Source organism: Pseudomonas sp. TWR3-1-1, assembly GCF_049896545.1.
GTDB classification, from domain to species: domain Bacteria; phylum Pseudomonadota; class Gammaproteobacteria; order Pseudomonadales; family Pseudomonadaceae; genus Aquipseudomonas; species Aquipseudomonas weihenstephanensis.
The window spans coordinates 49,771-64,211 of the sequence record NZ_JAFCUO010000013.1 but is presented as its reverse complement, the minus strand read 5'-3'; the positions used below and the strand labels follow the sequence as shown (position 1 = coordinate 64,211).

General features: G+C 56.1%; 13 protein-coding genes. 8 read left to right on the top strand and 5 right to left on the bottom strand.

Going from position 1 to position 14,441, the window contains the following annotated elements; all coding sequences use genetic code 11:
• Positions 1 to 92 precede the first annotated feature (92 nt).
• The 4 genes from ACP7A4_RS21595 (at position 93) to ACP7A4_RS21580 (ending at position 2,947) form a co-directional block, all read left to right on the top strand.
• Positions 93 to 440 (top strand): hypothetical protein, encoded by a 348-nt coding sequence (locus ACP7A4_RS21595; protein ID WP_059761848.1) that lies wholly within the window; start codon positions 93 to 95, stop codon positions 438 to 440.
• Positions 441 to 592: 152 nt separating this feature from the next.
• Complete coding sequence (locus tag ACP7A4_RS21590; protein ID WP_048364778.1) at positions 593 to 1,633, top strand: zinc-dependent alcohol dehydrogenase family protein; 1,041 nt, start codon at positions 593 to 595, stop codon at positions 1,631 to 1,633.
• A 277-nt stretch (positions 1,634 to 1,910) separates the two neighbouring features.
• Entirely contained in the window at positions 1,911 to 2,228 is a 318-nt protein-coding gene (hdeA, locus tag ACP7A4_RS21585) for an acid-activated periplasmic chaperone HdeA (protein WP_048364779.1), read from the top strand.
• 182 nt (positions 2,229 to 2,410) lie between these two features.
• A complete protein-coding gene (locus tag ACP7A4_RS21580) occupies positions 2,411 to 2,947 on the top strand; it encodes a hypothetical protein (protein ID WP_048364780.1) in 537 nt (178 codons plus the stop codon).
• Here ACP7A4_RS21580 and ACP7A4_RS21575 read toward each other — a convergent pair.
• Entirely contained in the window at positions 2,930 to 5,377 is a 2,448-nt protein-coding gene (locus ACP7A4_RS21575) for an autotransporter outer membrane beta-barrel domain-containing protein (RefSeq protein ID WP_426248214.1), read from the bottom strand. The genes ACP7A4_RS21580 and ACP7A4_RS21575 overlap by 18 nt on opposite strands.
• Positions 5,378 to 5,663: 286 nt before the next feature.
• Between ACP7A4_RS21575 and ACP7A4_RS21570 the strand changes: the two genes are divergently transcribed.
• Positions 5,664 to 6,002, top strand: coding sequence for a hypothetical protein (locus ACP7A4_RS21570; RefSeq protein ID WP_426248186.1), 339 nt, complete (start codon positions 5,664 to 5,666; stop codon positions 6,000 to 6,002).
• 19 nt (positions 6,003 to 6,021) lie between these two features.
• Complete coding sequence (locus ACP7A4_RS21565) at positions 6,022 to 7,164, top strand: PQQ-dependent sugar dehydrogenase (RefSeq protein ID WP_426248184.1); 1,143 nt, start codon at positions 6,022 to 6,024, stop codon at positions 7,162 to 7,164.
• A gap of 52 nt (positions 7,165 to 7,216) precedes the next feature.
• On the opposite strand, the gene eco is transcribed toward ACP7A4_RS21565, so the two are convergent.
• Positions 7,217 to 7,699: a serine protease inhibitor ecotin gene (gene eco / locus ACP7A4_RS21560; protein WP_048364783.1), complete on the bottom strand. Its 483-nt coding sequence runs from the start codon at positions 7,697 to 7,699 to the stop codon at positions 7,217 to 7,219.
• A gap of 249 nt (positions 7,700 to 7,948) precedes the next feature.
• On the opposite strand from eco, the gene pgm reads away from it, so the two are divergent.
• Positions 7,949 to 9,589: a phosphoglucomutase (alpha-D-glucose-1,6-bisphosphate-dependent) gene (pgm, locus tag ACP7A4_RS21555; protein ID WP_426248182.1), complete on the top strand. Its 1,641-nt coding sequence runs from the start codon at positions 7,949 to 7,951 to the stop codon at positions 9,587 to 9,589.
• Between the two features lie 69 nt (positions 9,590 to 9,658).
• Here pgm and ACP7A4_RS21550 read toward each other — a convergent pair whose 3' ends face one another.
• The 3 genes from ACP7A4_RS21550 to ACP7A4_RS21540 all read right to left on the bottom strand — a co-directional run bounded on the left by ACP7A4_RS21550 (position 9,659) and on the right by ACP7A4_RS21540 (position 13,214).
• Positions 9,659 to 11,530 carry a DUF3857 domain-containing transglutaminase family protein gene (locus tag ACP7A4_RS21550; RefSeq protein WP_059761852.1) on the bottom strand — a complete coding sequence of 624 codons (1,872 nt, stop codon included), beginning with the start codon at positions 11,528 to 11,530 and terminating at the stop codon, positions 9,659 to 9,661.
• A 322-nt stretch (positions 11,531 to 11,852) separates the two neighbouring features.
• On the bottom strand, positions 11,853 to 12,863 hold the full coding sequence (locus ACP7A4_RS21545) for a zinc-dependent alcohol dehydrogenase family protein (RefSeq protein ID WP_059761853.1): 1,011 nt from the start codon (positions 12,861 to 12,863) through the stop codon (positions 11,853 to 11,855).
• A 54-nt stretch (positions 12,864 to 12,917) separates the two neighbouring features.
• A complete protein-coding gene (locus ACP7A4_RS21540; protein WP_059761854.1) occupies positions 12,918 to 13,214 on the bottom strand; it encodes an ArsR/SmtB family transcription factor in 297 nt (98 codons plus the stop codon).
• A gap of 227 nt (positions 13,215 to 13,441) precedes the next feature.
• On the opposite strand from ACP7A4_RS21540, the gene hemB reads away from it, so the two are divergent.
• Positions 13,442 to 14,416 carry a porphobilinogen synthase gene (gene hemB, locus ACP7A4_RS21535; protein WP_048364789.1) on the top strand — a complete coding sequence of 325 codons (975 nt, stop codon included), beginning with the start codon at positions 13,442 to 13,444 and terminating at the stop codon, positions 14,414 to 14,416.
• Positions 14,417 to 14,441: the final 25 nt, after the last annotated feature.

Sequence of the window (14,441 nt, the reverse complement as noted above, 5' to 3'; positions counted from 1 at the left end):
GCGCCTGATCTAAAAGTTCAGCATGCAGGCACTTTGATGCCGATGTGTGCTATTGCTTGCCCCACGGCATGGCGCCGTTTCAAGGAGTGAACATGCAGGTCAAACACCGCATTGCAATTGTGGGTTGTGCTTTTTTGCTTGCCGCATTGTCGGGCTGCGCCCACAACCCTCAATTTAAGGGCCAATCGGTCACCGACCCTGTGTTGCGCAAGGATGTGATGAAAAGCGTCGAGTTGCTGTTCTCGGCCATGACTCAATGTGGCTCGATTGACACTGTTACTACGACTATTGCCGCCATCAGTCAGCAATCATCAGGGGCTATCGACCGGGCCACTGAAACCTGGGACGTCACAGGTTGTGGCACGTCCACGTCTTATAAAGTCGAGCTGCGTTCGGATGCCAGAGGTGAAACGGACTACTCGGTTTCGCCCCGGCTGTGACGCCTCGCAGGGCTAAAGGCGCTTATTTGACCTGTGGCAAGGGCATTTAAGCCAAAGACTGCTTTACTGGACCGCATGACTTTTGAGCTGCCCGTCATCCTGCAAGCGATGACGGACACGACAGACTTCTAATCGGATAAAGGAAAGCCACCATGAAAGCGCTCACTTATCAGGGGCCCGGTCAAAAAGCATGGGCCGACATCCCCAAACCCGTTATCGACAAGCCCACCGACGCCATTGTGCGCATTCTGCACACCACCATTTGCGGCACCGACCTGCACATCCTCAAAGGTGACGTGCCTGCGGTCACGCCGGGCCGGGTACTGGGTCACGAAGGGGTCGGGATAGTAGAAGCCGTGGGGCCAGCCATCCGTAATTTCAAACCCGGCGACCACGTACTGATTTCCTGTGTAACTTCCTGCGGCAGTTGTCCAAACTGCCGGCGCCAGATGTATTCCCATTGCGCTGACGGCGGCTGGATTCTCGGCCACATGATTGACGGTACGCAGGCCGAATATGTCCGCATCCCCCATGCAGATAACAGCTTGTACCCTGTCCCTGAGGGGGCCGATGAGCAAGCGCTGGTGATGCTGAGTGACATCTTGCCGACCGGTTTTGAAATTGGGGTGCTCGCTGGCAAGGTCAAGCCAGGAGACAGCGTGGTGATTGTCGGTGCAGGGCCAGTGGGCATGGCCGCGCTATTAACCGCGCAGTTTTATTCCCCGGGCCAGTTGATCATGGTCGACGGCGACAGCAATCGGCTTGAAGTGGCTACACGTTTCGGTGCGACTCACGTCATCGACATCAAGACCGAAAACGCGGTTGAACGCATTTTTGAATTGACCGGCGGTGTGGGCGTGGACGTTGCGATCGAAGCCGTCGGTATTCCTGCATCGTTTGATACCTGCCAGTCGGTGATTGCGCCCGGGGGCAATATTGCTAACGTCGGCGTGCATGGTAAAAGTGTGGAACTGCACCTTGAGAAGTTGTGGATTCAAAACATTAATATTTCCACCGGCCTGGTTAATACAAATACCACCCCGATGTTGATGAAGACCGTACAGTCCGGGAAAGTCGATGCGGGCAAATTGATTACTCACCGTTTTGCGCTGGGCGATATTCTTCAAGCCTATGAAGTCTTTAGTAATGCCGCCCAGGAAAAAGCCATGAAAGTGATACTTACGCAGCAGTAAGGGGATCTAGATAATCCCGTACCTGCCTGGGTAAAGACGGGTTGGTCCTTGCGCAGACCCGGTGCCAGACAGTGTCAGGCACCGGGTGGCGTTAATGTGGTCGGTCGATTATTAAGCCTGCCGCGACGGCATTAAACATTCAGCCCTTATGGCGACTTAGGATGTTTGGTTTTATGAGTTATTGCGCTTTTCTTTTTGACAGTCGCCGCCTGCGCAACTATGTTTCTTGCGGCGCAAGTTACGTCATTGCCATCTTTGATAATAGGGAAATGTTCAGATGAAAAAGCACATTGTTTTAGTCGGCGCTGCCGGTTTGTTTGCACTCTCGACACTGGCTCAGGCCGCAGACGCCAAGCAGCCTGTTTCTGCATGGACCTGTGAGAGTTTTCTTGCCGTAGATGAGAGTTTTCGACCTACCGCAGTGGGTTTGGGCGAGGCGGTGAACAAGTCTGGAAAAGTTGAAGATGCGGTGCTGGACGTGGCGGGTGTAGAAAAAATCACGCCACTGGTGGTGACGGCCTGCGAGAAAGATAAAAAAGCCAGCTTCGTGCAAAAACTCAAAGAAGAGTGGGCCAAAGTCAAAAAAGACGTTTAAGGTTCCACGCCTGCACTTGTTGCGAGTGCAGGCATTTTTGCCCCATTGCCCGCTGTCGCTCTGATTGATATTTCGTTGAATTTCTCTGTCTGCTGACGCTCTACATCCTTGCAGCCGTTTTTGGGCCGCTTGCGGCCGTAGTAGACTGCTCGCGTTGTGTCTTTATTTGTCAGGGGAATTTCATGCTAATCAGATCATTGGCCGAACTTGATCGCATTCGAGACGAGTGCAAATCCATGGTCACCCGGCGTTCTGCGGTCTCCGCAGGGGCCGCCGCCGTTCCGATCCCCGGACTGGACATCGGCACTGATGTGGCCTTGCTGGTTGAGATGTTGCCAGCCATTAACAGCAAATTCGGACTGACGCCTCAACAGATCGAGCAGTTGGATACCCGCTCCAAGCGCTTGATCGTGGTGGCTGCCTCTGGCATTGGCAGCGAGATTATTGGCAAGTTCGTCAGCCGTACCCTGGTGATGTCCTTGTTGCGCAAGATGGGGGTCAAGGTCGCGACCAAATCCATTACCCGTTTCATTCCCTTGGTAGGGCAGGCCGTGGCCGCCACCATCAGTTTTGGGGTGATGAAGATGGTCGGCAACGATCACGTCGAAGATTGCTACCAAGTCTGTCGTCAGGCACTGCTCGACGAAGCCAAACAATCGACGGTGATTGAAATTGGCCCCGAAGACTACGCACACGTTGAATCACCAACTCATCCGTAAACCCAGCGAACCACTGATAGCCTCTTGATTGCGACTGTCGATGTTGGTGCTGTAGTCGGTGCTGGCATACACGCTGATGCTTGGGTTGAGGTGAGCGACAATGCCTGCGCCCATGTCCATAGTGCTGGCACTGTGATCGGTTTTAAGCGCTTGTTGCCCATCGAAACGGGTGGCGTCCCGCCCCCCGAAACTGCGCCATACGTTAGCGCGCACGTAAGGTTCTACAGGTACATCGGCTACGGTATAGGCGCCTTTGAGGCGTGCCCCGGCGCGACCTTTCAAATAATCCTGAGTGTCAAAACCAACGCGAGAGATGCCGTCATTGGCCGTGTCCATTGAGACGCGCTGGCCTATGAGTTGCAGTTGAGGCTCAATGTGCCAGTGCGTCGACAGCGCGACGGGATAGCCCGCTTCTGCGGACACGCTGGCGGCATGCCCGTCCAGGTCCAGCTTGACGCCGCGTTCTGACCGGCTGCGACCGTCATAACGCGTGCCCATCGCAACAATATCCAGGTAAGCCGATTGCGGGCTGATCAGGGTCCAGTAAGCGCCCAGGCTATCGCCATCGAGGCGCACATCGCCGGCCTTGTTGTCTTCGAAACCCCCATTAAATCCGCGCACATCGCCGTTCAGACGTGCATGGCTGATGAATAATCCGACGCGCTGCCGATAACCATTGGCGTGTGTAAAACCGTAGATATCATGGCCCACCTGATAACCATTGATCGAGCCATCGATGCTGGGTGCCACCGTACCTGACCAGCTTTGACGCACCGAGCTGCCAAAAGCCCGTACCCATCCGCCCGGCAGCGCGCCGGTTTCGGTCAACAAACTCTGTTCACCCTGGCGTTCGTGAAAGGTGCCTAGTGTGGTCTGGGCCAGTAGTGCCGCAACCGGAGGCACGACGGCATACAGCGGCACTTCCTGGCGATACAGCACAATGCTTTGCCCTGGGGCAGCGACGGGCAGAGCAGGCGTACCGACCGCCGCTATCGGAGGCGGTTGCACGGGGGTTACCGGCGCGGGTTCTCCCGGTACAGGCGTGACCGCTGGCGGGGTGGCAACCGTTGAGCGCAAGAACCAGCTGTTCTCACTGCCCGCCGTAACGCCACCTTTAAACAAGTAGTACTGGTAGGCGCCTGCCGAGAGTGGTTGGCCAAGGGTGAAGGCCCCCGCGTTACTGGTGGCGCCTTGATTGGCTTCAACCACTTGGATCCCGTTCTGCGTCGTAAGGGCACCGGTCCCGCCGACGTTGGTGACATTGATGGCGGTCAGGCCACTGATTTGGCCGCTCGATACAACCAACCGGTCCGACGCCGCATTGTCGGCGGCCAAAACACTGTTTAGATTCAGACGCGCGCCATCGCCCTGGTAATCACCCACGATGGTCAACCGATCAGTTGTCGAAGCGCCGCTGGCGGTGAGGTCAATCAGCCCCGCGTTATTCACGCTGACTTTTTGCCCGTTTATTAAAGGCGAAATGACGCCTTGGCCCGCATTGATACGGCTGCTGGCATCAATGTTGAGGACGCCTGTACCGCTCACGCTGTCGCCGACAACCAGCGTGTCATTAAGTGTCAGGCGAGTGTCTTTACCCAAGTTGATGTTTTCCCAATTGATATAGCGCGCACCGGTTTCAAGGCGGCTGTTTTCAAAGGTCAACGTGTCGGTGCCTGGCCCACCATCGACGCGCGGGGTGGATGTCACAATGCTCTCAGTCAAGTTGGCCAGCAATGCGTTATCGTTGCCGTCGCCCATCAGCACGGCACCTTTGATCGTGCCGCCATCACGCCAGGTGAAAGTGTCATTGCCGAAGCTCATGAGGATTTGGCCGCCCACCGAGCCGCCGCTGATCGTGACGTTATCATCGCCCCCGCTGACGCTGATATTGCCGCCGATGCTGCCAGACGAAACGATGATTGAATCTTTGCCAAACCCGGTCACCAGGTTGCCCAGGATTCGCCCTCCAGACATGTCGAAAATGTTGTTGTCGAGTTTCATGTCGACCCGGCCAATGCTGCCGCCGGTCATTTTCGCCACGTCACCGTCTTCAAAAGCTCCCACGATAGTGCCGCCGGTCAGCAGGAAAGTGTCGCGACCGTCGCCTTGGGCCAGCGACTGAATTTGCCCACCGGTCATTACAAAGTCATCAATGCCGTTGCCTTGGCTTACCGCCCCGCTGATCAGGCCGCCATGAACGGTGATGCGGTCTGCGCCCGCGCCGAACGTAACGGGGCCGGTGATGCTGGCTGTGCTGCTGGCCGGCAGAGTCAGGCTGTTGTCGCCTTGTAAATCCACCAACGAGGGGGCGCTGCCGCTGTCGCAGACAAAGCTATCGTTGCCCGCTGTGGGCGTGAAACTGCACGCGGCCTGGGCATTGTTCAAGGCGAGGCTCAGCACGGATAACGCAAACAGTGGATAGGTAATCATGTGGGTCATGGTGATCATCCTGATCTGATGCCTTGCTCGATGGCCACTTATGGCGAGCGAGTTAGTTAAAGGGTCAAATTAGGATCGGTTATAAACACAACGAAATGCTCACGTAAGCTGTAAGAAGTGACAGCTTGTTCATGTAGGACACTAGATGTTTACTGGTGAGCTTAGTTACATCGCGTCACATATCGGTAGGTGCGCATTGGCTGTGCACGTTTTAAAACGAACCTGTCGGCTCAAACGTAATCCAACTCTCACGGGCAACTCACTCAAGGAGAGCGTGATGAAGTGCATCAAGTACGGTCTTTTAGTGGTGTGTGCAAATTTCGCCATGACAGCCCACGCGTTTGCGCCGGTTGAACCCGACACTCAGGTGCTGGCTCAGAACAGCCTGACCACGGGCAGCGCGCCCACCGACAACACCATCAGGCGAATCAACCCCAACAGCCGCCAAGGCACCACATCGAGTGTGCCGCCGGTTCGGGGGCCTTCGACGTTGCCTATACAGCCGACCCCTTCGCTCGAAAATGGCCAGATCCGCAATGGTTACTCACGGCCCACGACACCGCCACCCACACTCAAACCCACCGCGCCGTCGTTGCAACCACGCGATAAACGCTAAATCAAACAAGGAATGACTGATGTTAAGAAAAACCTTGCTGGCAACCCTCTGTGCCACCTCATTGATGAGCACGATGGTGTTGGCTAACCCGCAGACCTTCGACTCTGAATTGGGCACGGTCAGTGCCGAAACGGTGGTGCAGGGCCTCAATCATCCTTGGGCCTTGGCTTTTTTACCGAATAAGCAAGGCATGCTCATAACAGAGCGTGAGGGCAACCTGCGGGTGCTCAGCCCCGAGGGCAAATTGTCGGCGCCGGTTTCAGGCGTGCCTCAGGTGTGGGGCAAGGGGCAGGGCGGTTTACTGGATGTGGTGTTGTCGCCGAATTTCCAAAAGGATCGGCTGGTGTATTTGTCCTATGCCGAGGGCGGTGGCGAGGACGGCAAAGCGGGCACTGCGGTCGGGCGGGGACGCTTGTCCGATAACCTGACCAAACTCAGTAACTTTGAAGTGATCTTTCGTCAGCAACCCAAGCTGTCGACGGGCAACCACTTTGGCTCGCGGTTAGTGTTTGATCGTGATGGCTATTTGTTCATTACCTTGGGTGAGAACAACCAACGCCCAACGGCGCAAGACCTCGACAAACTACAGGGCAAAGTGGTCCGTATCTTTGCTGACGGGCGAGTGCCGGATGACAATCCATTTGTCGGGCAAAAGAATGTGCGGCCCGAAATCTGGTCGTTTGGGCACCGTAACCCGCAAGGCGCCGCCTTGAATCCGTGGACGGGAACGCTGTGGACCCATGAACACGGGCCGCAAGGCGGTGACGAGATCAACCTGATTGAGCGCGGCAAGAACTATGGCTGGCCGCAGGCAACCCACGGCATCGATTATTCCTCAAAACCGATTCCCGAAGCCCAGGGGCAAACGGTCGAGGGAACGGTCGTACCGCATCATGTGTGGGAGAAATCGCCAGGCATCAGTGGCATGGCGTTTTATGATGCCGAGCGTTTCAAGCCGTGGCAGCACACGCTGTTTATTGGCGCGCTGGCCGATAAAGACGTGATCCGATTAAAGCTCGATGGCGACAAGGTGGTGCATGAAGAGCGCCTCTTAGGCGAATTGAAATCACGTATTCGCGATGTGCGCCAAGGGCCGGACGGTTACCTCTATGTGCTGACCGATGAAGACAACGGCGCCTTGTACAAAGTAGGGCTGCAGTAGGTATCAAGCGTGTCGATGGACCTGCGCCATAAGGCGCAGGTCGATTACAACGTTACTCAACGACAGCTTGTTTGACTTGCTTGGAGGCGGACCAAATGCGGTAGCGCACTTCAATGTCCTTGGGCACGTACACCACGATCGGCAGCTTGCTGTTGTAGCGCAGCATGAAACCATCGCCAACGACCGGGACGAATTCAGCATGGGTTTTGCCTTCAGGGCAAGCCATCATCGTACTGGCAGGGCCGCTGACTTTGTTCAGGCGGTACATCGGATAGCCCCAACCCTTGAGGGTTTTCTCTTCGAGCTTGCCACCCAACCGCTGTTTGTTGCAGTCGACTTGCAGGGTCTTGCCCGCAATGATCTGGACTTTGTAGTCGTCTTCGTTTTTCTGCGTCGGCAGGTGAATGACTTGTCGGCTGAACCCGGCTTCGGCTTTAGGGTAAGGCGCCACGTCTTCCAGTTTGGCGGCGTTGGCAACGCCGCACAGCGTGCTCAACGAAAACAAAAGTGCCGCGCTGATGACCAGTGGTTTCATGTTGTGTCCTCAATTCAAAGCTTAAAATGTGCGCCCATTTGGATCATCGAAACGCAACTAAGTGCCATAGTTGTGCCATGTGGCAGCACATGTTGCAAATGCATGCTGCTCAAAACACACGAACTAGAGCATTGAATCAATAAAATTGAGCTCAGTTTGGTGCTGAAGGGATAGATCGCTTCTCGCCAGTGTCGAAGTGCCAGTAAACTGCGTTTTTTCCTCCGAATCATTTATTTCCCGAGGTTTTGCATGACACTCAGTCCTCTTGCGGGCAAACCGGCTCCAGCAAACCTGCTGGTCGATATTCCGCGACTGGTGACCGCTTATTACACCGGTCAACCCGATGCAGCGATGGCTACTCAGCGTGTCGCGTTCGGTACGTCCGGGCACCGCGGTAGCTCGTTTGATTTGAGCTTTAATGAGTGGCATGTGTTGGCCATCAGCCAGGCCATTTGCCTTTACCGCCAGTCCAAGGGTATCAACGGCCCGTTGTTTGTCGGGATCGACACACACGCGTTATCGACCCCTGCCGGGGCCAGCGCCCTGGAAGTGTTTGCCGCCAATGGTGTTGAAACCATGATCGCTGCAAATGACGAATACACGCCAACTCCTGCCATTTCCCACGCCATCATTTGCTATAACCGGGGCCGTACACGTGGGCTGGCTGATGGGGTGGTCATTACGCCTTCGCACAACCCGCCGGAAAGCGGCGGCTTCAAGTACAACCCGCCCAACGGCGGCCCTGCTGATACCGATGTGACCAAGTGGATTGAGGCTAAAGCCAACGAACTGCTGGCGGCTAAATTGTCGGGCGTCAAGCGCATCAGTTACCAACAGGCGCTCAAAGCCAGTTTCACGCACCGCCACGATTACCTGAATACTTACGTTGCTGACCTGAAAAATGTCATCGACATGGACACGTTGCGCGGTGCGAACTTGCGTTTGGGTGTGGATCCGCTGGGCGGGGCGGGCGTGCGTTACTGGTCGGCCATCGGTGAGCATTACGGCCTGAACCTGGAGGTGGTCAACACCGCAGTCGACCCAACTTTCCGCTTTATGTGTGTTGACTGGGATGGCCGTATCCGGATGGACCCGTCCTCCAGCTACGCCATGCAAGGCTTGATTGGGCTCAAAGAACGTTTCGACGTGGCGTTCGCGTGTGACCCGGACCACGACCGTCATGGCATCGTGACGCCATCGGGCGGGCTGCTGGCGCCGAATAACTACTTGGCGGTGTCAATTGACTACCTGTTCCAGAACCGTGCGCAATGGCGAGCAGACGCAGCCGTCGGTAAAACCGTGGTCAGCAGTGGTTTGATTGACCGCGTCGCCGCGCGCCTGGGGCGCCGCCTGTATGAAGTACCGGTCGGTTTCAAGTGGTTTGCCGACGGTTTGTTTGAAGGTTCGCTGGGCTTCGGTGGGGAAGAAAGCGCCGGGGCCTCGTTTTTGCGCCTAGACGGCACGGTATGGTCGACGGACAAGGACGGTTTGATTCCTTCATTGCTGGCTGCTGAAATGACCGCCCGAACAGGGCGCGACCCTTCACAGCTGTATCAGCAAATGACGCAAGACTTGGGTCAGCCGTATTCCACCCGCGTAGATGCCAAGGCCACACCGCAGCAAAAAGCCTTGCTTGGCAAGTTGTCGCCGCAGCAGGTCAAATCCACCACCTTGGCCGGTGAAGCCATCACCCAAATCCTCAGCCACGCGCCCGGCAACAATCAGGCGATTGGCGGGCTTAAAGTGATGACCGAAAACGGCTGGTTCGCTGCGCGGCCGTCAGGCACCGAAGACATCTACAAAATTTATGCCGAGAGCTTTGTCGGAGATGCGCACCTCAGCCGTTTGGTCGAAGAGGCTCAAGTGCTGGTAGACGCGGCCATCGCGTAAAACCGCCAGTGCAAAAAAAACCTGACCCCGGTAACGGGGTCAGGTTTTTTTATTTCAGCGTCAAGGGTTTCAGGCCTTGGTGTTGAGTTGCACCACTTGCAGCATTTGCTCGTTGCAGTTTCGTGCGTCTTTGAGCATCGCTTCAAACGGCGCGCTGATGATGTCGTCGTGGCTCAGCCAACTGTGCTTTTGGGTGACGGTGTACAGGTAACGGTACTCACCTTTACTGCGTTTACCGCTCAGTTCGACATCAAACCATGGCGAGTTCACCGTACACGTGTTGATCTCTTTGCCCACTTTGGCGCCAGACAGCGTGATGTCATAGGTCAGCTTTTCTGGATCGCCCAGGTACAAGTCGGCCAATTGCCCGTTGCGTCGGTAGTTCATCAAACCGTCCCAACGTTCACCCATGAAGGCTGGTTTGTACACGTGTTGCCCTGACAGGTTTTCAAGGGGACGCAGGTTGGTCAGGGTGGCGTTGATCCGGTAGTGATCAGGCACCACGAAACCGGTTTTTTCACGGGTAATGTTGCAGTCCGTGACTTCTTTGCCAAAGTTGTTGCACAGGTCCAGGTTGGTACCGGATACGCCCGAGGTGGTGTCGAAATAGCTGAGTTGCATCAGCGTCATCTGGCTCATGTCGACGGTTGCCGTGGTGCGTGCCTGCCCCTCGCGATTGAAGTGCTCGAACTTTTTCAAGTTCATGCTCAACGCGGGTTTTTCTTCGGGGATATGGTCTTCACGCACCTTGCCCTGGGCATCGATAACCAGCGCCCAGCGGTCCTGAATGTCGGGCATGCTGCGGCCTGGCAAAAACACAGGGTTGGTCGGGTCGAGCCACCAGACCTGGCCGTTGACTTGCGCCCTGACGATGGCATGGTTAGGTGCGTTGGTGCCTGGCAGCATCAGGCTGAGCGTGTTGGTGCCACGGCTGACCCAGGTGGTTTCAGCCTTTACGCCGCTGGCATTGAGCATGGCGGTCAGCAATACAGCCAGATCCTTGCAGTCGCCGTAGCCACGGTCCTCGATCTCGCTCAGGGTAAAGGGCACATAACCACGGTCAGTGGCACGCCAGTCGCCCATGTAGCGATAGTGATCGTGCAGGTATTGCATCAGGCCAGCCACTTGTTGCTCTGCGGGCAAACCCTTAAGCCCCGAGACCGCTTTGGCAGCACTGGCAGGCAGGCGGGCGGCGAGGATTTCGTTGTAACGCTTGGCGAACTGACCGAAATAGTCTTGCAACTGGGTTGAACTGCCCAATTCGACCCGAGGTACGTGGCGAATATAAGCGTTGCCGGATTCATTGATGTAATTCACGAAACGCGGTTTTTTCTGCTCAATGACCAACGTTTTGTTATCGGCAGACGGGGTGAAGGTGAAGTCCTCCATTAACTCACTGCGCCACACAATCGGCTGTTCGGCACTGAAGGTGCTTTTGAAACGGTCGGAGCGCACAGCGTTTGGACCGAACATCATGACGTAATGGAAGTTGTCCATCAGCGGTTTGGCGGCAGTATGTTCACGCAGGGTGTAGGTGATTTGAGTGCCTATGCGCAAGTTTGGAAAGGCAATCGAGGTCTGCTTGGAGCGTAAAAAACCCTGATCCGGGTTAGGCGCCATGCGCGTGTCGATTTGCGATTCGGCCAACGCAATGGGCTTGCCGCCGGGCTGGGTCGATTGTGCGTTGATGACCTCCAGTTGGTCGGTTTCTGCAAAACTGAAGTCGATACGCGACAACATCTCTCGACCATTATTGGTGAGGAGGGTGTAGCGATAGGAGGTGGTGCAATCGGTACTGGTGTCTTTATTGAAGTGGCAGGCCTTGTCGATTTCGCCGGCCAGGTCAGCTTCGGACTCTGGTTGAAATGCCGCAAAAGTCGGCAGACAGACAAACCCCAATGTTGCGCAAATCAACGATTTGCTAAAAGTAAAGCGGTGCATGAGCGCCTCAGGTTATTCCCTTAAAACAGCACCCAACGACGTTTTATTTGAGGTTGATTTGAAGTAGAAGGGTGCCGTGCGAACGGCAGATGATAATCGATCTCAACAATAATTACCATATTGTCAGACAATTAATATCGCTGAAAGGCCCGGCCTAGAGCCTTCGCTCTAATTTAAAGGCTGATTTTGGCGTTTAACTGGGGTTGATCCGCTGAGTATTTAATCGCGCGGACCTCAACTATTGCGGGCATGGCTTGGGTGAACCATTTTGAGACATGAAGCCAGAGGCGCGTCGGGAATGCGCGCTCTGGCTGAGTGGCGGTTAGATATCGAGGCAGATTTTGCCGAAGTGCTGATTGGTTTCCTGATATTTGAACGCTTGCACGATCTCGCTCAGCGGGAAGTGACGATCAATCACAGGGCGCATGCCGTTGGCATTGATGGCACGAATCATGTCTTGTTGCTGGCTACGGCTGCCCACCAATACGCCTTGCAGACGCACTTGTTTGATCAAGGCGGGCACAAAGTTCATCGCGCCGCTGACGCCGCTCAAAATACCGATGATGGAAATGTGCCCGGCCACCCGGATCGCGATCATTGACTGCTCAAGGGTCGCAGGACCGCCCACTTCAATAATGTGATCCACGCCACGACCACCCGTGAGGGCGCGCGCCGTCTCACCCCATTGGGTGTCTTTGCGGTAGTTGATGACGTGGTCGGCGCCCAGCGCTTTGAGGCGTTCCAGCTTTTCATCGCTCGAAGAGGTGGCGATCACGGTAGCGCCGGCCATTTTGGCGAATTGCAGGGCGAAAATTGAAACGCCGCCCGTGCCTTGTACCAGCACAGTGTCACCGGGCTTGAGCGAATCGTCGGCCATCAGTGCACGCCAGGCCGTCAGGCCAGCCGTGGTCAGGGTTGAAGCTTGGGCATGGCTATAACCTGTTGGCGCGAGGGTGAAGGCGGTGGCTTTGGCAGTCACTTTCTCACGGGCGTAGCCGTCGATGCCGTCACCCGGCACGCTGACAAAGCCTTCAACCAGCGGGGTGCCATCAATCCAGTCGGGGAAGAAGGTGCTGACCACCGCATCGCCCACTTTGAATTCGCTGACGTCGGCCCCGACTGCGATGACTTCCCCCGCGCCGTCAGCCATAGGAATACGTTTTTCGCTCGGCCCCCACATGCCACTGACAACGGCAAAATCGTGGTAGTTGAGCGAGTTGGCGTGCAAGCGCACCGTGATTTCGTCACTTGCAGGCTCGCGCACGTCACTGCTGCCGACAACCACGTTGTCATAGCCGCCACCCGGTTGGACGAAGATGGTTTTATTGCTCATGGGGCTTCCTCATATTTTCTAATTACGCAAAATAACGAAATGAATGGTTAAAAATTACAACTCGATTTTCAGCCTAGCCGCAAAGTCATTAATCGCCTGCTCGTTGCGTCGGTAATAGGTCCACTTGCCAATGCGGGTGGTCAGAACAAAGCCGGCCCGTTGCAAAATGGCCAAGTGCGCTGAAGCGGTCGACGGCGACAAGCCCGCCTTGTGCTGCAAGTGGGTCACGCACACACCGATGGCAGGATCTCCATGATCTTGCGGCGGAAAATTAGTCTGCGGGTCTTTGAGCCACTCCATCATTTGCATGCGAGTGTCATTGCCCAGCGCTTTGAGCTGTTCGAGAATCATGGGCGCCGATACTACGCTTTTTAACGAAATGTTCAACCCTCCACGCATTGCGCTGATGGACGCACAACACGCCAACCCTCACCGCTTGCGGTGGCTCAAAGGCGGGCAGGGTGTGCTGCGGCAATGGGCCGCATGCTTTGCATTTGCTGTTTCAATCCTGTATTTGTGGCGCCATTGAGCCTTGGCCAAGGCTCGCTTGTCTTATGAACCTGCCCTCAGGAACCATGATGCCTAACCAGTTCCCTTCTGTTCGCCCGCGCCGCCTGCGCCGTTCACAAACCCTTCGTGACATGTTTCAAGAAACCGAATTCAGCCTGAGCGATTTGGTGCTGCCGATCTTCGTCGAAGAAGAAATCGACGATTTTGTGCCCATCACCAGCATGCCGGGCGTGATGCGCATTCCTGAATCGAAACTGGCGGGCGAAATCGAGCGCTACGCCCGCGCAGGCCTCAAGTCGGTGATGTTGTTTGGCGTCTCCCATCATTTGGACGCTACTGGCAGCGATGCCATGCGCGAAGACGGTCTGGTGTCGCGCATGGTGCGCATCAGCAAAGACGCCGCGCCAGACATGGTGGTCATGAGTGACACCTGTTTTTGCGAGTACACCTCCCACGGTCATTGCGGCGTAATGCACGACCACGGCGTGGACAACGACGCAACGCTGATCAACCTGGGCAAACAAGCCGTGGCCGCTGCTGCTGCGGGCGCGGACTTCATCTCGCCCTCGGCGGCGATGGACGGACAGGTGCAGGCGATTCGCAGTGCGCTGGATGGCGCCGGTTTTCTCGACACCTCGATCATGGCGTACTCGACCAAATTCGCCTCGGCCCTCTATGGCCCGTTCCGCGAAGCCGGTGGCAGCGCACTCAAAGGTGACCGCAAGTCTTACCAGATGAACCCGATGAATCGCCGCGAAGCGATTCGCGAGTCGCTGCTGGACGAGCAGGAAGGCGCAGACGTGTTGATGGTCAAGCCCGCCGGCGCATACCTGGACATCATTCGCGACATCCGCGAAGCCTCACGCTTGCCTTTGGCTGCCTATCAGGTCAGCGGTGAGTACGCGATGATCAAGTTCGGCGCTCAGGCGGGGGCTATTGATGAAGCCCGTGTGGTGCGTGAAAGCCTGGGTTCGATCAAGCGCGCAGGCGCTGACATGATCCTCACCTACTTTGCTATGGACCTTGCCCTGCAAGGCATCTAAGCCCTCCTGGTGGCGGCGGTGCTCA